Origin of the sequence: Sorangium sp. So ce1036, from assembly GCF_051369805.1 — a bacterium.
Classification (GTDB): domain Bacteria; phylum Myxococcota_A; class Polyangia; order Polyangiales; family Polyangiaceae; genus Sorangium; species Sorangium cellulosum_F.
The window spans coordinates 8841282-8858495 of record NZ_JBBMOX010000001.1 but is presented as its reverse complement, the minus strand read 5'-3'; the positions used below and the strand labels follow the sequence as shown (position 1 = coordinate 8858495).

The following is a 17214-nucleotide window of genomic DNA, read 5'->3' as shown; positions in this document are numbered from 1 at the left end:
CGATGATCGCGGATCCTGCGTCGACGCTGTCTCACCTGGCGGGGCAGTGGCTGGGGCCATTCCAGCTGATTCAGTTGCTCGGTATCGGCGCCATGGGGGCGGTGTACCTGGCCAGGGACAGCGTCCTCCAGCGTGACGTCGCGGTGAAGCTCATCGCCAAGGGGAGCGCGGACACCGATCCCGAGCGGCGCGACCGGTTCCTGCGCGAGGCGCGCGCGGCGGCGCGGCTCATCCACCCGAACGTGGTGCAGATCTTCCAGGTCGGCGAGGACGAGGACGTCCGCTTCATCGCCATGGAGTACGTGCACGGCCTGACCACCGCGCAGGCGGCCAAGCAGCACGGCGGCCGCCTGCCGGAGCAGTTCGGGATCGAGAAGATGCGCGAGGCCGCGGCGGCGCTCGAGATGGCCGCGTCGTTCGGCATCTCCCACCGGGACATCAAGCCCGCGAACCTCCTGCTCACGGCGTCGGGGACGCTCAAGATCGCCGACTTCGGCCTCGCGTCGCACCCGGAGAGCGGCCCGCTCGGCACGACCTCCGCCGCGCGGACGCTGGAGGGCACGCCGTTCTACATGAGCCCCGAGCAGTGGACGGGGCAGGAGATCGCGCCGCCCTCGGACATCTACAGTCTGGGCTGCACGTTCTATCACCTGCTCGTCGGCAGGACGCCGTTCCCGGCGAGGGATCTCGCCGGCTGCTTCCAGGCGCACTGCCACGCGGCCGTCCCGGATCCCAAGCTGGCGATGCCGGACATCGATCCGCTCCTCGCGGAGCTCCTCCGCCGCTGCATGGCGAAGCGGCCCCAGGAGCGGCCGTCCGCCGCCCACATCGTGGCGTTCCTCGAGGACATGCTCATGCTCCGGCGCAGCAGCGTCAGGCCTCGGGAGTTGCCGGAGGCGAGGACGTCGTTCCTGAGCGGGGTCGATCTCGCCGACACGCGGATCAGCCAGCTCCCGATGCCGCCCCGGAGCGCGCTCGCCACGCCGACGGGGACGATCCTGGTGAACAGCTCGAGCGGCGTCGGGCATTTCACCGGGCAGTACAGCTACCGCGACCACTTCGGGCTGACCGGGTATCCGTTCAGCGATATCCGGCAGCCGAGCCATTACTGGGACGCGGGCCCTTACGCGTGGATCCTGAGGACCCTGGCCTCGCAGATCGTCGCGGGGCAGCGGCCGGCGATCCTCGTGGGCGAGCCGGGGAGCGGCCGGACGTTCGTCTGCGAGATGATCAAGAACAAGGTCCCTCGGATCCAGGTCTTCTCGATCGAGCCGCAGCTGCTCTTCGCGACGCGGCCGCTCGTGGCCCTGTGCCGGCAGGTGGGGGCGACGGCCGTCTCCTCGAACCTGAGCCAGCAGCTCCTCGTGGACGCGTTCCTCGGGCAGGCGCTGCTCCGCGCGGGCCCGGACGCGATCGCGGTGCTGGTCATCGACGGCCTGGATCCGGACGATCGGGAGCTCGTGATGGAGCTCCACGACATCCTCCGCTGCGCTCCCGTGGGCAAGCTCTCGATGATCCTGGTGGGGGCCCCGGATCTGCCGGCGCGCCTCGCGGAGAACGGCGCGCCGCACGAGCTCTACTCCGGCGCGCAATCGCTGCTGCTCCCCGGCATGACGCAGCAGGAGATGATGGAGTACATCGACTTCAGGATGCGATCGGTCGGAGGGAGCACGCGGGGGTTGAAGCTCGACATCGCGTCGCAGCAGCTGCTCCACGCGAGGAGCGGCGGCAGCCCGAAGCTCATCAACATCTTCTGCCACAACGCGCTGACGCTCACGGCGCTCCAGGGCGAGTCCGAGGTGGGGCTGTCTTCCATCCGCCTCGCGATGAAGAGCAAGACCTACCTCACGGCCGATGCGGCGCTGAACCTGCTGCGCGGGTGAGCCGAGCCGCGCAGGGGCGCGGCATGCGGGGGGGGGACCACCGAGCTCTGCTCGGATGCGGGACGGGGATGATCGACGTCAATCGGTCCAGTGATGCGTCTCTTCCGGCTTGCCGCCGAAGCTGGCGAGGGAGACGGTCCAGGTGCGGAATCGTCGATCGCTGCGCACGTAGTCGCGGATACGGTCGGTCGCGAAGAAGGCGGTCATCGCGTGATGGAGGGCGGGGAAATCCTTCACCAGGCCGGGGTGCAGGGGCATGAGGGTCTCCAGGGCGTATGCCATGATGACGTCGGCCATGGTGTGACGGCCCGGGAGGACCCAGTGCTCGGCGTCGGCGCGCGTGCGGGTGAAGTAGCTCTGCAGGAGCTCGAGCTTCTCGCCGGTCGACGCCCGGTTCTCGGCGCGGAGCTCGTGAAAGCGCGGGTTCCAGAAGAGAGCGCCGGCCTCCGTCAAGAGCTCGCGGCCGATCTCCGCCACCTCGTCGACGCGCGCGCTCTCCTCGATGGTGTCGCCGTAGAGAGCCAGCTTGCGCGCCAGGTAGCGGTAGATGGCATGCGACTGGCACAGCGTGAGCGCGCCGTCCTGGATCACCGGCAGCTGGCCGAACGGCGTGCATTGCAGGAAGCGCTGCTTGCCATCCGGTCCGTCCCATTGCTCGAGCGCGATGGCCTCGGACTCGTAGCTCGTACCGACCAGCGTCAGCATGAGCCGCGCCGGCTCCATCAGCCCGCGCACGGGAAAGTAGATCAACTTCATCCTTGTCGTCCTTTCGGTGGTCGCGGCGCCAACTCTACAGGAAGGAGACTGCCCGACCAAGAGACACCACAAATGTGCGGCGAGGGGGCAGGGTCGATGCCCGGAGGGGACTCGAAAGGACAAGGGTGGGCGCGCGGCGAGGGGGCGCGTCGAGACCTCCCGCGCCCCAGGGACGAACCTGCGCCGCGCGGGACTAGCTGTCGTTGCCGTTCCCCGCGGCAGGCGCCCCGCTCGGCGGTGCGACCGGCTCGGGCTTCGCCATCGAGGCGAGCACCGCCTCGTCCGTCATCGGCGCCCGCTTCGCTCGCAGCGCGCGGCCGATGCGCGCTCGCGACAGCTTGTCGTTCTCGATACATCGCCCGCGCGTGTAGGCGCTGAGCCGATCGAGCAGCGCCTGCTTGCGGCACGCCCCGAAGGACTTTCTCATCAGCGAGAGCCCGGCGCGAAAGCACTTCTCGCGATCCTTGACGAGATCGTCGTGGGACCACCCCTCCCGGGTCTTGCCTGCGCCGACCCGGACCTGCAGCAGGCAGGAATCGACGCCCTCGCCGCGCGCGAGCTTCCCGAGGCCGAGATCGACGTCGCGCCGGTAGCCGCTCTCATAAGACGCGATCGACAGGAGCAACGCCAGTGTCTCGGCTCGGCCCCGCGGACCCCCGAAGACCGGCTTCTGCTCCGGATCATAGGCAACCTGCGCCGCCGCGCGCGCGATCTCGTGGTAACGCGCGCGGCCCTCCTCGGGCGTCTCGATTGCGTCCTTGATTAAGCTCAACCCGGGCGGAGCCCATGCAACCATGAGACTCACCGCCCACGCGATAATGGAGTCCATTGGCATATGTAAGGTCCGAGATAGTTGCTGTGTCAAGCAATTCAGACAGCCTGGCTGGCATTATCGCCGCGGATTGCACGATTGAATGACGCTCAGCTCGCATTTAACCGCCCTCGTCGAATCGCGAATGTGTGGAGGACGGTACGCGGTGCGCAATCGGTTTCGCGCCTGAGTCGTCAGGTGTGCTGCTCGCGATGGCGGAGTCATCGATTCGTCGCTCGGGATCCGCCGGTGAAGGGCCGGGTCTCCTCGTGAGCGAGGCGTGGAGAGGGCCGTTATTTCCAGCCCGGATGCGCTGTCCGGGCGCGCGGATCACGCCGTCGTGGCGGCGCCCTCTTCATCGGTCGCGCGGACGTCCTCGAGCCGGTCCACGGCGCGCAGCTCGGGGAACAGCCATCCCCAGAGGAGCACGACGGAGATCGTCCCGACGCCGCCGATCACCACCGTCGGGACGGCGCCGACGATCGACGCGAGGGTGCCCGACTCGAACTCTCCGAGCTCGTTCGAGGCGCCGACGAACACCATGTTGACCGCGCTCACGCGGCCGCGCATCGCGGGGGGCGCGGCCATCTGCTCCAGGGTCATCCGGACGACGACGCTCACCATGTCGGCGGCGCCGAGCACGGTGAGCGCGGCGAGCGAGAGGGGGAAGCTCTTCGAGAGGCCGAAGACGATCGTGGCGAGCCCGAACAGCCCGACGCAGAAGAGCATCTTCGGGCCGGCGTGGCGCCTGATCGGCCGGAACGCGAGGAGCGCGGCCATGAGCCCCGCGCCCACGGCGGGCGCGGCGCGCAGGAAGCCCTGCCCCTCGGGGCCGACGTGGAGCACGTCGGTCGCGTACATGGGCAGCAGCGCGACGGCGCCGCCGAGGAAGACCGCCATGAAGTCGAGCGAGATGGACGCGAGCAGGACCTTCTTCTGGCGGACGTAGCGCAGCCCGGCGAGCACGGTGGCGAGCGACGGCGGCTTCTTCTCCATGCGACCGGTGCGCACGCGCACGGCCAGGAGGCCCGCGCACGCCGCGGCGAGCGCGACGCTCGAGCTCAGGTAGACGGGCGCGGGCGCCCTCCAGAAGCCGTAGAGCAGCCCGCCCAGGCTCGGCCCGCCGATCGCCCCGAGCTGCCAGAGCGTCGACTGCCAGGTCGCCGCGTTCTGGAAGTGGGCGGTGGGCACCAGCGCGGGCAGGAGCGACGCGCCGGCGGGCCCCTGGAACGCGCGCGCCGTGCCGAGGAGCACGAGGACGGCATAGATGGCCGACACGCTCGGGCTCGGCGAGCGCGCGATGAAGAAGAGCGCGAGCGCCGCGAGCGATGAGGCGAGGTAGCAGAGCACGACGATCCCACGCCGATCGAAGCGGTCGGCCGCGTGCCCGGTGACGAGGGACAGCCCCGCGACCGGGAGGAACTGGGCGAGCCCCACGTACCCGAGCGCCATGGGATCGCGTGTGAGGGTGTAAATTTGAAACCCGACGGCGACCGACTGCATCTGGAACGCCACCGTGGCGAGCAGCCGGGCTGCCGCATAGGCGCGGAAGTCGCGCGACTCGAACGCCGCGAAGGGCGACGAGGGCTTCAGGGCGGCGAGGTCGGCGGTCATGAACGATTCCGGGCAACGTTCATGACGCATCCCGGCGCCGGCTGCCAGACGCTGTTCCAGCCGAAGCGAACAGGAACGGTGTTTCTGCGCCTCCGGAGAGCGCTGCTCGTCGCGGTCGGAGATCCGGGTACGATGTGCGCGCTCCGACGCAGAAGGCTGGCGTGGAGGTCTCGACCTGTGGTAAGGGGCGGCGCGTCATGATGACGCTCCAGAGCAACACCACCTCACCGGGACGTGCGCGCGATCTTGCCGAGCAGGCGCGTCGTGCCTGGACGCTGTTCGGGAGCCGCTCCCCGCGCCGGCGCGACGAGCGGCGCGACGACGACGACGACGATCTTCCGCGGCCGAGCGCGGTTGTGACCTTGTTCCCGCTGCTGCGCCTCGGGGCATCCCCGCTGCCCGCCTGAGCGAGGTGAGCGCAGCTCTCGCAGAGGCGAGATGCGTTATCCATCAAGAAATCGGCAGGCCCCCGGCGAGGGGGTTCGTGGGGAACTGACCGCTGTCCGGGTGGGAACCAACACGTGAGCGGTAGGCCCCCGGCGAGGGGGTTCATGGGGCGGCGTGGGGGACGGATCGTGTTTGAGCCCGATTGACGTTCTTTCTCCGGCGCGCGCAGCACGTCGGAGAAAGAACGTCCCAGGCGAGTTCGGTGGGGCCCCCGCGCCGCCCCACGAACCCCCTCGCCGGGGGTCGGGCAATTCAGCAAGACCTCCCCTCAGCGAGCCGCCTCCACCCGGAGCGCACCCTCGCGAAAGCTCACGACGCGGTCCGTCGTCGCCACACGGGCCCAGCCGAACTCCCCGAGCAGCTCCGCGGGCGTGCACGGCTCCGGTCGATCCCGCAACCCGATGCAGCAGGCGAGCGCGCCGCAGAGCGCGGGCGCGCTCCGGGCGATCCCCGCTGCCCGCGCCGCGCCGTGCGTCTTCGCGAGCTTGCCGCCGCGCTCTTCCAGGAGCAGCAGGTGGTGCCGGTAGACCGGCGCCGGGAGGCCGAGCAGCGCCTGGAGCGCCGCCTGCGTCGCGGTGCTCGGCGCGATGTCGCGCCCGCGGACGACGCGCGTGACGCCCGCCGCGCCGTCGTCGACCACCACCGCGAGCTGGTACGAGAACGCCCCGTCGCGCCGGCGAACCACGGGGTCGCCCATCGCGAGCGCGGGCTCCTGCGACAGGTCGAGCCCGCCCTCGTCGACGGGCCGGAACACGCCGTCCGGCAGCCGCGCCCGGATCGGCTCGGCGCTCGCGCGCCAGCCGCCGGGCGGCAGCGCGCGGCCGCGGCCGCGGTTGTCGTACGCGAAGCCGCCGTCGGGCGCGCGCCGGCCGATCGCGCGCACCTCCTCGCGCGTCGCGGAGCAGGGGTACAGCGCGCCGAGCGCCTCCAGCCGGTCCATCGCCGCCTCGTGGTGCGCGCGCCGGGTGCGCTGCGTGACCTGCTCGTCGAAGTCGAGCCCCAGCCACGCGAGATCCTCGGCGATGGAGCGCGCGAACTCCGGCCGGCAGCGATCGGGATCGAGGTCCTCCAGCCGGAGGATGAGCCGCGCGCCGCGCGCCCGCGCGTCCAGCCAGGCGAGCAGCGCCGCGGCGAGCGTGCCGAGGTGCGCGGGCCCCGTGGTCGACGGGGCGAACCGGCACACCCCGCCCGTCGCCCCGCCGCTCATCGCCGCTCCTGCCGCCGCGGCGCCGGGCCGCCGGGGAGCCGCCCCCGCCGGCGCCGGGGCGCCGCCGCCCGCGCGCTCGCCACGCCCGCCCCCCGGCTCAGAGGAAGCGGGCGATGCGCGCCCGCACGCGCGGCTCGCCCATCACCGCCATGACCTCGGTGAGATCGGGGCTGTTCCGCGTCCCGCAGACCGCCACCCGCAGCGCCATCGAGACGTCGCCGACATGGCCCTTCCACGACTCCGGAGAGGCCTTGTACTGCTTCACCTCGCCGGCGTAGCCGGAGGCCACCGCGATCCCGCGGATCTTCTCGAACCAGGCCTCCTTCGCGTCGGCCGGGTCGTAGACGTCGAGCATCTGCCGGAGCAGCGACTTGCGCTCTCCCTCGGGGATGTTCTCGGGGAAATCGAACGCCTCGACGCGGTCGTACAGCTCGTCGAAGAAGAAGAAGAGCTGGGTGCGGAGGTCCTGCCACGTGACGATGCGCTTGTTCGACTTCTTGCCGCCCCGCTCGATGCCGAGCGCGCGCTTCGTGTACTCCGGATCCCGCTCCATCAGCGCGGCGAGCTCCTTGTCGTACGCCCTCGCCCAGTCGAGGCCCTGGGCGTAGACGTCCTCGGCGCTCATCCGGCTCACGACCGACTGGCTGACGCTCTTCAGCTTGACGAGGTCGCTCAGGGCGCCGCCGGGAGCGAGCTTGTTCAGCTTGAGGGGGAAGGCCGTGTAGGGCTTCTCGGGGTTCGCCTTGCGCCAGTCCTCGAACGCGGAGTTGGCGATGTTGAGCAGGTACTCGATCGTGGCCGCCTCCGGGACGCCGATCTCCCGGTAATACTCGATGTTCGCCTCGGGGTCCTTGCGCTTGCTGAGCTTGCGCCGCGCGTCCGAGACCCGGGTCTCGCCCGTCTCCGGATCGGCCTCCTCGACGCGATCGAGCTTCTGGATGGGCGGGACGTGGGCGTACTCGACCGGCCTGAAGCCGAGCACGCGGAAGAGCTGCAGGTGGAGCGGCATCGACGAGATCCACTCGTCGCCGCGGATGACGTGGGTCGTCCGCATCAGGTGATCGTCGACGGCGTGGGCGAAGTGGTAGGTCGGGATGCCGTCGGACTTGAGGAGGATGGTGTCGAGGTCGTTGACGGGCATGGAGATGACGCCCTTCACGCCGTCCTTCCACTCGACCCGGCCGGAGACGTCGTCCGGGGCGCGCAGGCGGAGCACGAACGGGGTGCCGCTCGCGAGCGCCTCCTTCACCCGGGCGAGCGGCGCGTCGCGCCATCTCGCCCAGCGGCCGTGATAGCCGGGCTTGACCGTGAGCGCCATCTGCTCCTGCCGGATGGCGTCGAGCTCCTCGACGGTGCAGAAGCAGGGGTACGCGAAGCCGCGGCGGAGGAGATCGATGGCGTAGTCGCGGTAGATCGCGACCCGCTCGGTCTGGACGTAGGGGCCGTAGCTGCCCTGCTGCACGAACGCGCCCCGCGGGGGCGCCCCGGGCGCGCCGTCCTCCTGCCCCGCCGGCGCGCGGAGCACGCCCTCGTGAGGGGAGAGGTCGAAGCGCGCGAGCGAGTCGACGATGGTGTCGAGCGCGCCGGGGATGGCGCGCTTCACGTCGGTGTCCTCGAGGCGGAGGTAGAAGACGCCCCCGCTCTGGACCGAGAGCCGCTTGTTGATGAGCGACACGAAGATGCCGCCGATGTGCATGAACCCGGTCGGGCTCGGCGCGTAGCGGGTGACCATCGCGCCCTTGGGCAGCGCGCGCCGGGGATAGCGCGCCTCGTACTCCTCCGGCCGCCTGGCCGACGCGGCGGCCTCGCCGAACAGGAGGCGCACGAGCTCTTCGCGGTCCTCCCCGGGGCCCGGCTCGCGGACGGTGACGGGCAGCGTCGTGTCGTTCAAGGCCGGCTTGTCCATGAGGGCGCGTCGCTCCTGGTCTGTGACGTGGGGTGGGGCGGGGGGCGGCAGCCATTGCATGCCTGCCGGGGCTTGTCAATCGGCCGGCGGGGCGGCTCGCGGCGGCCCACCTGCGGGGAGGTCGCCGGGCCGCGGGCCGAGCGACGACCGCGTCCGCCCTGCGCGGGGCGCGGCAGCGCCGGGGGACATGCGAGGCGCAGCACCACCCGAGCGCGGTGGCCGCCGTGGGACCTGCGGGCGCTTTCTCAGCGGCGCGATCGCGAGCCGGCCGGAGGGGCCGCGCGACGCCGCGGCGCCGTCATGTCGTGGACGAGTCAGGATGAGTCCATGGTCCTTGCCTGGATGGCGAGGCCGCGCCCGCCGTGGGAGTCATGAGATGAGCTTTTCTTCAACAAGAGATCGCCGGACTCGTTTGCCTGGAGCCGGCCGCGCTCTCCCGTCGCGAGCGGCACGCAACGGCGCCTCGATGCGCTCGGGGATCATGGCGCGCACCGCGCCGCCCTGTATCGACATGTCCGGAAATCGCGGGATAACGTAATCGATCCGACTCGAGCGTTCGGGCGCCGACGTCGAGATGTGGCGCTCGTTTAGGACGGCATTCGATCGATCGCGATCGCTCCTTGGACCGCTCTCTCGAGAGCAGATAGAATGCTGTCAATGGATACGCCCGGTCGGACGCTCCTCGTCCCCACGCTCGCTCTCGCCCTCATCGCCTGCGCCAATGGCACCAACGACTTGATGCCCGGTTACGAGGAGCAAGCGGGCGGAGGCGGCGGCGGGGTGGGCGGCGAGGAGACCGGAAACGGAAGCGGTGGAGATGCCGGCGGGGCGGAACGGCCAGCGAGCGGGGCGGACCGGCCGGCGAGCTCGAGCATGAGCTCCGCTGGAACCGGCAGCATCGCGGGCGAAGCCGGCAATGCTGGAACGGAAGGTGAGGGGGGCGACGGTGGAGAGGGCGCCGGGGGCGAGGACGGCGCAGGAGAGGGCGGCGAGGAGGGTGGGGGAGAGGAACCCGCCTGCGATTACGGCGCGCCGGCGATGTGCTCGGGGGCCGAGGCGCTCAGGGAGATCGCGGGCGACGTCGGGTCCGACTCCGTGGTGACGAGGGGGAGCACGTCCAGGTGGTTCAAGATCAATATCGCGGATGATTCGGGCTCGACAGACCGGATAAGCTTCACCGCCCGCCTCACTTCCCCGCCCGGGATGAACTTCGATCTGTTCGTCTATCAGGGGGACAGCGATGCGCCGGACTGTTACGCATCCGGCACCAAGGGGACCGGCTCGCCCGACGAGGTGGTGGCGGCCGGGTGGAATGACGTCCCCATCTTCGAGACCAATCGCTGGCTCAGCATCGAGGTCCGTTACGTATCGGGCACCGCGTGCGGGAGCGAAGCCACCTGGACACTGACGGTCCAGGGCAACACGGAGTCGGGCTCCTGAGCCCGCGCGCGACGCGACGCGGCGGGAGAGGCACACCCCCTCAGCTCGCGGTGATCGGGATCTGACGGGGCTTGAGCGACGCGCTCTTCGGGAGGTGGATCCGGAGGACGCCGGCCTGGAGCTCCGCGGAGATCTTGTCCGCGTCGATGCCCTGCGGGACCACGAAGCTGCGGCGGTAGTCCGGCAAGTTGTCCGCGCCCTGCTCGCGCTCGGCCGCTTCGGTGCGCCGGCCCTCGAACGTGAGCTCTCCCTTCTCCAGGCGGACCGCCAGGTGCTCCTGCGTCACGCCCGGGAGATCCGCCACGACCAGGAGCTCCTCGGCGTTCTCGTAGATATCGACCGCCGGAGGCACAGCGGGGCGCTGCTGGATCTTCTCGGGGGCGCTCTCATGACGATGGGTCAGGCTGCGATCGGTGCTCATAGGCGTTGCTCCTTGTCCGTTGCTCGTTCCTCGGTACATGTCTGGTCCGCGGGCGTTCCGCTCGCGCTCAGCGCGCGATCACCGCGATCTGCCTCGGCTGGGCCTCGGCGGCCTTGTTCAGGGTGAGCGTCAGGACGCCGTTCTTCAGGACCGCGGAGGTCTTCTCCGGATCGACCTTGCTCGGCAGCGTGAAGCTCCGGCTGAAGCGCACAGCGCCACGCTCCTTGCGGTGCACGAGGTAACCCTCCGGGGTCTCCGACTTGCGCTCGCCGCTCAGGGTGAGGACGTCCTGGTTGAGCGAGATCTGCACATCGTTCTCCGTCAGGCCGGGCAGATCGGCCTTGACCACGAGCGCCTTGCCCGTGTCGAACAGATGGATGCGCGGGCCAGGCGCGACGCGCGGCGCCTGATCGAACTCTCCACGGAGCGACGGGCGGGGCGCCTCGTACTCCTCGAACACCCGGTCCATGCGCCGGCGAAGCTCATCCATCATGGCGAACGTGCGATCGAAATCCGTGAAACGGTTCAGCATGGCGACTCCTCCTCCGGGCCCCGCGCGCGGCGCGCGCCGGGGCGTCGCCCGCGGCGCCGTCACCCTGCTCGCGACGGCCGGTTTTTCGTAGCGTTACGGGACCTTGGCTCCGAGAGCCGGTCTCTTCGCACCGCCAATCTTCGCACGGCACCCGGGGTGTCAAGAGCCGGGCCAGCCGCCCCCCTCCGGAGGAGAGCCCCCCGGAATCGGGAGGGGGCGCGTCCGGGTCGCCGGCGGGTGGTGGTCACGTTTGGGGTGCTCACCTCCGGGGCTTGCGTTCCGGCGGGCCCCTTTTGTGGCCCGACTGCACTCCAGCCCCTCCGGTGAGCACCCCAAACGTGACCACCACCCACCGGCGGCCGGGCTTGCCAGCAGCCAGGATTGCCGGTAACCGGGTTGGCCCGGCAGCCGGGGGGGCCGCACGAGCATCGGATTGAACAGCCCTGGGATGGGCAACTGGAAACTGATACAAACCATGGACATGCTGAACTGCCCGCCCGTCTCCCGCCGCTCGTGGCCCGCCCGCCTCCTCTCCGTCGCCGCGCTCTCCGTGGCGCTCCTCTCGGGCGCCGCGCTCGCGCTGCCGTCCGAGGGCGACCGGGCGCCGAACGCGCGCGTCGAGGACGCCGACGGGCGCGTGCTCCAGATGAAGGCGCTCCGCGGCAAGCCGATCCTCATCGTCTACGAGGACAAGGACTCGGCGACCCAGAACCAGGCGTTCAAGGACGCGCTCGCCAAGCTCGCGAAGGGCGATCGCTACCGGCGCACCATCGCGCTCGCGGCCATCGCCGACGTGAGCTCCTACGACTTCTGGCCGGTGAAGGGGTTCGTGAAGGACGCCATCCGCGAGGAGTCGCGCAAGGTCGGCGCGACCATCTACTGCGACTGGGACGGCTCCTTCCGCGCGGCCTACCGGCTCCGCCGCGGCATCAGCAACATCATCCTCGTCGGCAAGAACGGCCAGGTGCTCTTCGCGGCCGAGGGCGCGCTCAAGCCCGAGGCGCAGCGCAAGGTCATCGGCCTGCTCCGCAAGGAAGTGGAAGGGTGAGCTCGCCCGGCCGGCGCGCGGGAGCCGCTCAGCCGGCGTCCTTGCGGCGCCGGCGCGCGTGCAGCGCGGACTCGACCTGCGCGCGGGCCGCCGTGATCTCGGTCGACGCCACGAGGCCCCCGCGCGCCTCGAGGAACGGCCGGAGCGCCTCCGCGCCCGCGCCGCCCACGATCCACACCGCGTCACGGCAGGCGTCCGCGTAGGCGTCGACGAGCTCGCGCGCGCGCGGCGGGGGCGGCGGCAGGGTGACCGTCAGGCCGACGACGTCCGGCGCGAGCGCCTCGACCGCGCGCGCGATCGCGGCCGGCGGGGTCCTCGGGCCGAGCACGATCGACCGGAAACCCCACGAGCAGAAGCGCAGGCCGACGCCGAGCAGCCCGAGCACGTGGTCCTCCTCCGCGAAGGCCGCGAGCAGGACCCGCCGCCCCCCCTCGCCCGGCTGCGCGAGGCGCAGGAGGTGCAGCAGCGTGGCGCCGAGGACCTGCGAGGCGAGGTGCTCCTGCGCGACCGTGATCTTGCCCTCGTGCCAGAGATCGCCGACGCGCTCGAGCGCCGGGCCGAGCGCGCGCTCGAAGATCGTCACCGCGGGGCCGAGCGAGAGCGCCCGGTTGACCTCCGCCTCGAGGCCGTCGGGATCGAAGCGCAGCACCGTACCCACGATGCGCTCGCTCGCCTCCGCGAACGCGTCGCCGCCGCCCGCGGGCGCCGGCGCGTGAGGCGCCGCCGTCTCGAGCACCATGCGCGCCGCCTCGGCGGCCGCCACGCCGCCGTTCACGTAGTCGCGCATCTTCTTGATGACCGCGACGTCGTCCTCGCTGTAGAGGCGATACGCCGACGCCGTGCGCGCGGGCGACGGCACACCGTATCGACGCTCCCACGCGCGCAACGTCGCCGACGAGACGCCACACATCTGGGAGACGGCATGAATTCGGTAGCGGCTCACGTGGACAACCTGGAGGAGCACCCGCCGGGCGGCCGCCGGTCCGCGTCGTTCGATGCGCCGAACCGACGGGCAGCGAGGCGCAAGCAGACCTGCGGGGGAACGTGGTTTTCGCCTTTGTCAAAGGCTGGGACAAACATTATACTTGACGCCATGCAAAACACCAGCGCCTCCTCGGCGCAAGGGGAAGGGCGGCCCGGCGCAAGGCCGGAGGACGTGGCAGGGGCCGCCCCCGGGCGCGGGCCTCGCGCGGCGGGCGCGCGGCGGGGCAGGCCGCGCGCGGTCGTGATCGGCAGCGGCTTCGGGGGCCTCGCGGCGGCCGTGCGGCTCGGGGTGCGCGGCTACGAGGTCACGGTGGTCGAGAAGCTCGACGCGCCGGGCGGGCGCGCGTACGTGCACCGCCAGGACGGCTTCACCTTCGACGCGGGGCCGACCGTCATCACCGCCCCGTTCCTCCTCGAGGAGCTCTGGCAGCTCTGCGGTCGGCGCATGGCCGACGACATCGACCTCAGGCCGGTGACGCCGTTCTACCGGATCCGCTTCCACGACGGCGCGACGTTCGACTACACGGGCGACGCCGCCGCGATGCGCGCCGAGGTCGCGCGGCTGTCGCCCGGCGACGTCGAGGGCTACGAGCGCTTCGTCCGGAAGAGCGAGGCGATCTTCCGCGTCGGGTTCGAGGAGCTCGCGCACGTGCCGTTCGGGTCGTGGATCGACATGGCGCGCATCGTGCCGGACATGGTGCGGCTCGAGAGCTACCGCACGGTGTACGGGCTCGTGGCGAGGCACGTGAAGGACGACCGCCTGCGCCAGGTGCTGAGCTTCCACCCGCTGCTCGTGGGCGGGAACCCGTTCTCGACCACGTCGATCTACAGCCTCATCGCGTTCCTGGAGCGCAACTGGGGCGTGCACTTTCCGATGGGCGGCACGGGCGCGCTGGTGAAGGGGCTCGTGTCGCTCGTCGAGGGGCTCGGCGGCGCGGTCCGGTGCGGCGCCGAGGTGCGGCGCGTCGCGGTGGAGCGCGGCCGCGCCCGGGGCGTCGAGCTCGCGTCGGGCGAGCGGATCGAGGCCGACGTCGTCGTCTCGAACGCCGACTCGGCGTGGACCTACCGGCACCTCGTGCCGCCCGAGGCGCGGCGGCGCTGGACCGACCGGCGCATCGAGCGGCAGCGCTACTCGATGAGCCTCTTCGTGTGGTACTTCGGCGTGCGCCGGCGGTACCCGGACGTCGCGCACCACACGATCCTCCTCGGCCCGCGGTACAAGGCGCTGCTCGACGACATCTTCCAGAGGCACGTGCTCGCCGACGACTTCAGCCTCTACCTGCACCGGCCGACGGCCACGGACCCGGCGCTCGCGCCGCCCGGCTGCGACGCGTTCTACGTGCTGTCGCCGGTGCCGAACCTGCAGAGCGGCACGGACTGGCCGGCGACCCAGGAGCGCTACCGGCGCGCGATCTCGGCGCTGCTCGAGGCGACGCTCCTGCCCGGGCTCGAGGGCGCGCTCGCGACCTCCCGGCTGCTCACGCCGCAGGACTTCCAGGACCGGCTGCTGTCGTTCCGGGGGGCGGCGTTCGGCCCGGAGCCGGTGCTCACGCAGAGCGCCTTCTTCCGGCCGCACAACGCGAGCGAGGACGTCGAGCACCTCTACCTCGTGGGGGCGGGGACGCACCCGGGCGCCGGGCTGCCCGGGGTGCTGTCGTCGGCGCGCGTGCTGGACAGGGTGGTCCCCGATGCCTCGGCGTTCCGCTGACACCCAGGCGGCGGACGCCGCCGCCTGCAGGGCGCTCCTGCGCAAGGGGTCGAAGAGCTTCGCCGTGGCGGCGCTCCTGCTCCCGTCGCGGGTGAGGGAGCCGGCGGCGGCGTTCTACGCGTTCTGTCGGGTCGCCGACGACGCGGTCGACGAGCTCGGGGACCACGCCCCGCCGTCCGCCGCCGCGGCGGCGGTCGCGGGCCTCAGGGAGCGGCTCGCGCGCGCCTGTGCGGGCAGGCCGGACGACAGCCCCGTGGACCGGGCGCTCGCCCGCGTCGTCGCCGAGCACGCGCTCCCGCGCGCGTTCCTCGAGGCGCTGCTCGACGGGTTCGCGTGGGACGCGGAGGGGCGCCGCTACGAGACGCTCTCGGAGCTGAACGCCTACGCGGCGCGCGTCGCGGGCACGGTGGGGGCGACGATGTCCACGCTCATGGGCGCGCGCGGGCCGGACGCGCTCGCGCGGGCGTGCGACCTCGGCGTCGCCATGCAGCTCACCAACGTCGCGCGCGACGTCGGAGAGGACGCCCGGCGCGGGCGCATCTACCTGCCGCTCGCGTGGATGCGGGAGGCCGGGATCGAGCCGGACGCCTGGCTCGCGCGGCCCGCGTTCGACGCGCGGCTCGGGCAGATCGTGGCGCGGCTGCTCGCCGAGGCGGAGGCGCTCTACCGCCGCGCGGACGCCGGCATCCCGATGCTGCCGCGCGACTGCCGCGCCGCGATCCACGCGGCGCGGCTCATCTACGCCGACATCGGCCGCGCCGTCGCGCGCCGCGGCTTCGACTCGGTGTCGGGGCGCGCCGCGGTGTCGCCGGGCCGCAAGCTGTGGCTCGTCCTCGGGGCGCTGCTCCGCGCGTCCGCCGCGCCCGCGGACGATCGCGAGCGCGGCGCCGCGCCGCCGCTCGACGAGACCCGCTTCCTGGTGGAGGCGGCGCGATGAGGGCCGGGGAGGGCGGCGCCGAGGCGCGGGAGCTCGCCGAGGCGCGGGAGCGCGTGCGCGCGGCGGGCGGCGACGCGCTGCTCGCGCGCCTCACGCACCTGGACGGGGCTCGGGGCGCGCCGGCGCCGCGGCCGGGGCCGGCGCTCAGGGCGCCGGATCGGGGCGCGCGCGCCGACTACGACGTGGTCATCGCGGGCGGCGGGCTGTTGCTGCTGCTCGCGCCGCTGCTCGCGTCGGCCGGGCTGCGGGTCGCGGTGCTCGACCGGGCGCGCGTCGGCGCCGCGCACCGCGAGTGGAACGCCGGGACGGCCGAGCTCGAGGCGCTCTCGGCGTCGGGGCTCCTCGCGAAGGACGAGGTGGAGCGGCTCGTCGTGGCCCGCTACGTCGAGGGGCTCTGCCGCTGGCACGGCGGCGGGACGTACCCGGTCCGCGGCGCGCTCGACCACGCCATCGACGCGGCCGGGCTGCTCGCCGCCGCGCGCGCCCGGGCCGAGGCGCTGGGCGTGGCGCTGCTCGACGGGCACGCGCTCGTCGAGCACGCCGAGGGGCCGGACGCGGTGGCGCTCGCCGTGGCCGAGGCGGCGCCGGGGGCGGCAGAGGGGGCGCCCAGCGCGGCGCCGGGGGCGGCCGGCGCGAGGCCGCGCGCCCTGTCCGCGCGGCTGCTCGTCGACGCGCGGGGCGCGGCGAGCCCGTACGCGACCGCGGATCTCGTCTGCCCCACGGTCGGCGGCGTGCTCACCGGGCTCGCGGAGGGCGACGGCCCGCGGCGGATCCGGCCGGACGTCGGCGAGATCCTCGCCACCACCGAGGACGTCGAGGAGGGCCGGCAGCACGTCTGGGAGGCGTTCCCGGGGCGGCCGGGCGAGACGACGGTCTACCTCTTCTACTACGCGCGCGCCGGGGACGTCGGGCCGGGCGCGCTCCTGTCGCTCTACGCGCGGTTCTTCCGGCTCCTGCCGCGGTACAAGGAGGGCGACGCGCGGCTCGTCCGGCCGACGTTCGGGTTCATCCCCGGCTGGACGCGGCTGACGGCGGCGCCGCGCGCGCCGGGGCGGCGGGTGCGGCTCGTGGGCGACGCGGCGGCGCGGCACTCGCCGCTGACGTTCTGCGGCTTCGGCGCGAGCGTGCGCGAGCTCGCGACCACCGCCGCGGATCTGGCGCGGGCCGTGGAAGACCCGGGCGCGCCGCGCGCCGCGCGCGACGCCCCGGTGCACTCGGGCACGGGCGCGCTCGCGGCGCTCATGGCGAGGCCCGCGGGCGGCGCGCGGGCAGGGGAGATGAACGCGCTGCTCGACACGGCGTTCGCCGTGCTGCACGCGATGGGCAACGACGCGTACGCGGCGCTCTTGCGCGACGAGATGCAACCTGCGGATTTTATTAGGTTTTTGAGGGAAACGGCGGCGCGGCGGCCCGAGGTGTACCGGGAGGTCGTGCGCGCGCTCTCGCTCCGGGCTCTCGGTCGCTGGGGAGCGGGGCTCGCGAGGGAGCTCCTCCGGAGCCGCTGAGGCGCGCCGCCCGCC

Annotated in this window: 15 protein-coding genes; 7 read left to right on the top strand and 8 right to left on the bottom strand. The window is 72.4% G+C overall.

Features of this window, described 5'->3' with window-relative positions; all coding sequences use genetic code 11:
* The first annotated feature begins 2 nt into the window (after window positions 1-2).
* Window positions 3-1883 carry a protein kinase domain-containing protein gene (locus tag WMF31_RS33245; RefSeq protein ID WP_436605798.1) on the top strand — a complete coding sequence of 627 codons (1881 nt, stop codon included), beginning with the start codon at window positions 3-5 and terminating at the stop codon, window positions 1881-1883.
* A 78-nt stretch (window positions 1884-1961) separates the two neighbouring features.
* Here WMF31_RS33245 and WMF31_RS33240 read toward each other — a convergent pair whose 3' ends face one another.
* The 3 genes from WMF31_RS33240 to WMF31_RS33230 form a co-directional block, all read right to left on the bottom strand.
* A complete protein-coding gene (locus tag WMF31_RS33240) occupies window positions 1962-2639 on the bottom strand; it encodes a glutathione S-transferase family protein (RefSeq protein ID WP_436605797.1) in 678 nt (225 codons plus the stop codon).
* A 193-nt stretch (window positions 2640-2832) separates the two neighbouring features.
* The gene (locus tag WMF31_RS33235; RefSeq protein WP_436605796.1) at window positions 2833-3435 is read right to left on the bottom strand and encodes a hypothetical protein; all 603 of its coding nucleotides are present in this window, start codon (window positions 3433-3435) and stop codon (window positions 2833-2835) included.
* 345 nt (window positions 3436-3780) lie between these two features.
* Entirely contained in the window at window positions 3781-5064 is a 1284-nt protein-coding gene (locus tag WMF31_RS33230) for an MFS transporter (protein WP_436605795.1), read from the bottom strand.
* Window positions 5065-5261: 197 nt separating this feature from the next.
* Between WMF31_RS33230 and WMF31_RS33225 the strand changes: the two genes are divergently transcribed.
* Window positions 5262-5471, top strand: a complete 210-nt coding sequence (locus WMF31_RS33225) for a hypothetical protein (protein WP_436605794.1) — start codon at window positions 5262-5264, stop codon at window positions 5469-5471.
* Between the two features lie 308 nt (window positions 5472-5779).
* Here the strand turns inward: WMF31_RS33225 and WMF31_RS33220 are convergent, their stop codons facing one another.
* Window positions 5780-6718: a glutamate--tRNA ligase family protein gene (locus WMF31_RS33220; protein ID WP_436605793.1), complete on the bottom strand. Its 939-nt coding sequence runs from the start codon at window positions 6716-6718 to the stop codon at window positions 5780-5782.
* A 97-nt stretch (window positions 6719-6815) separates the two neighbouring features.
* Window positions 6816-8624, bottom strand: coding sequence for a glutamate--tRNA ligase (locus tag WMF31_RS33215; protein WP_436605792.1), 1809 nt, complete (start codon window positions 8622-8624; stop codon window positions 6816-6818).
* 657 nt (window positions 8625-9281) lie between these two features.
* Between WMF31_RS33215 and WMF31_RS33210 the strand changes: the two genes are divergently transcribed.
* Entirely contained in the window at window positions 9282-10064 is a 783-nt protein-coding gene (locus WMF31_RS33210) for a hypothetical protein (protein WP_436605791.1), read from the top strand.
* 40 nt (window positions 10065-10104) lie between these two features.
* Here the strand turns inward: WMF31_RS33210 and WMF31_RS33205 are convergent, their stop codons facing one another.
* Together WMF31_RS33205 and WMF31_RS33200 are read right to left on the bottom strand one after the other, a co-directional pair.
* Window positions 10105-10485, bottom strand: coding sequence for an Hsp20/alpha crystallin family protein (locus WMF31_RS33205; protein WP_436605790.1), 381 nt, complete (start codon window positions 10483-10485; stop codon window positions 10105-10107).
* 67 nt (window positions 10486-10552) lie between these two features.
* The gene (locus WMF31_RS33200; protein WP_436605789.1) at window positions 10553-11017 is read right to left on the bottom strand and encodes an Hsp20/alpha crystallin family protein; all 465 of its coding nucleotides are present in this window, start codon (window positions 11015-11017) and stop codon (window positions 10553-10555) included.
* 475 nt (window positions 11018-11492) lie between these two features.
* Here WMF31_RS33200 and WMF31_RS33195 point away from each other — a divergent pair, with 475 nt between their 5' ends.
* Window positions 11493-12065 (top strand): YtfJ family protein, encoded by a 573-nt coding sequence (locus tag WMF31_RS33195; protein ID WP_436605788.1) that lies wholly within the window; start codon window positions 11493-11495, stop codon window positions 12063-12065.
* A 28-nt stretch (window positions 12066-12093) separates the two neighbouring features.
* Here the strand turns inward: WMF31_RS33195 and WMF31_RS33190 are convergent, their stop codons facing one another.
* Complete coding sequence (locus WMF31_RS33190; RefSeq protein WP_436605787.1) at window positions 12094-13008, bottom strand: MerR family transcriptional regulator; 915 nt, start codon at window positions 13006-13008, stop codon at window positions 12094-12096.
* Between the two features lie 150 nt (window positions 13009-13158).
* Here WMF31_RS33190 and crtI point away from each other — a divergent pair, with 150 nt between their 5' ends.
* From crtI to WMF31_RS33175, 3 genes are read left to right on the top strand one after another with little or no spacing between them, the layout of a single operon-like run.
* Window positions 13159-14757 (top strand): phytoene desaturase family protein, encoded by a 1599-nt coding sequence (gene crtI, locus WMF31_RS33185; protein WP_436605786.1) that lies wholly within the window; start codon window positions 13159-13161, stop codon window positions 14755-14757.
* Window positions 14738-15694 carry a phytoene/squalene synthase family protein gene (locus WMF31_RS33180; protein WP_436605785.1) on the top strand — a complete coding sequence of 319 codons (957 nt, stop codon included), beginning with the start codon at window positions 14738-14740 and terminating at the stop codon, window positions 15692-15694. The genes crtI and WMF31_RS33180 overlap by 20 nt, the downstream gene beginning before the upstream one ends.
* On the top strand, window positions 15691-17199 hold the full coding sequence (locus WMF31_RS33175; protein WP_436605784.1) for a lycopene cyclase: 1509 nt from the start codon (window positions 15691-15693) through the stop codon (window positions 17197-17199). Before WMF31_RS33180 ends, WMF31_RS33175 begins: the two co-directional genes overlap by 4 nt.
* The last annotated feature ends 15 nt before the right edge of the window (window positions 17200-17214 follow it).

Bases quoted from the DNA above. Each gene is read 5' to 3' on its own strand.
- WMF31_RS33225 (WP_436605794.1), top strand. From the start codon at position 5,262: ATGATGACGCTCCAGAGCAACACCACCTCACCGGGACGTGCGCGCGAT.
- WMF31_RS33200 (WP_436605789.1), bottom strand. From the start codon at position 11,017: ATGCTGAACCGTTTCACGGATTTCGATCGCACGTTCGCCATGATGGAT.
- WMF31_RS33210 (WP_436605791.1), top strand. From the start codon at position 9,282: ATGGATACGCCCGGTCGGACGCTCCTCGTCCCCACGCTCGCTCTCGCC.
- WMF31_RS33180 (WP_436605785.1), top strand. From the start codon at position 14,738: ATGCCTCGGCGTTCCGCTGACACCCAGGCGGCGGACGCCGCCGCCTGC.
- WMF31_RS33195 (WP_436605788.1), top strand. From the start codon at position 11,493: ATGGACATGCTGAACTGCCCGCCCGTCTCCCGCCGCTCGTGGCCCGCC.
- crtI (WP_436605786.1), top strand. From the start codon at position 13,159: ATGCAAAACACCAGCGCCTCCTCGGCGCAAGGGGAAGGGCGGCCCGGC.
- WMF31_RS33175 (WP_436605784.1), top strand. From the start codon at position 15,691: ATGAGGGCCGGGGAGGGCGGCGCCGAGGCGCGGGAGCTCGCCGAGGCG.
- WMF31_RS33245 (WP_436605798.1), top strand. From the start codon at position 3: ATGATCGCGGATCCTGCGTCGACGCTGTCTCACCTGGCGGGGCAGTGG.
- WMF31_RS33235 (WP_436605796.1), bottom strand. From the start codon at position 3,435: ATGGTTGCATGGGCTCCGCCCGGGTTGAGCTTAATCAAGGACGCAATC.
- WMF31_RS33240 (WP_436605797.1), bottom strand. From the start codon at position 2,639: ATGAAGTTGATCTACTTTCCCGTGCGCGGGCTGATGGAGCCGGCGCGG.
- WMF31_RS33205 (WP_436605790.1), bottom strand. From the start codon at position 10,485: ATGAGCACCGATCGCAGCCTGACCCATCGTCATGAGAGCGCCCCCGAG.
- WMF31_RS33215 (WP_436605792.1), bottom strand. From the start codon at position 8,624: ATGGACAAGCCGGCCTTGAACGACACGACGCTGCCCGTCACCGTCCGC.
- WMF31_RS33230 (WP_436605795.1), bottom strand. From the start codon at position 5,064: ATGACCGCCGACCTCGCCGCCCTGAAGCCCTCGTCGCCCTTCGCGGCG.
- WMF31_RS33220 (WP_436605793.1), bottom strand. From the start codon at position 6,718: ATGAGCGGCGGGGCGACGGGCGGGGTGTGCCGGTTCGCCCCGTCGACC.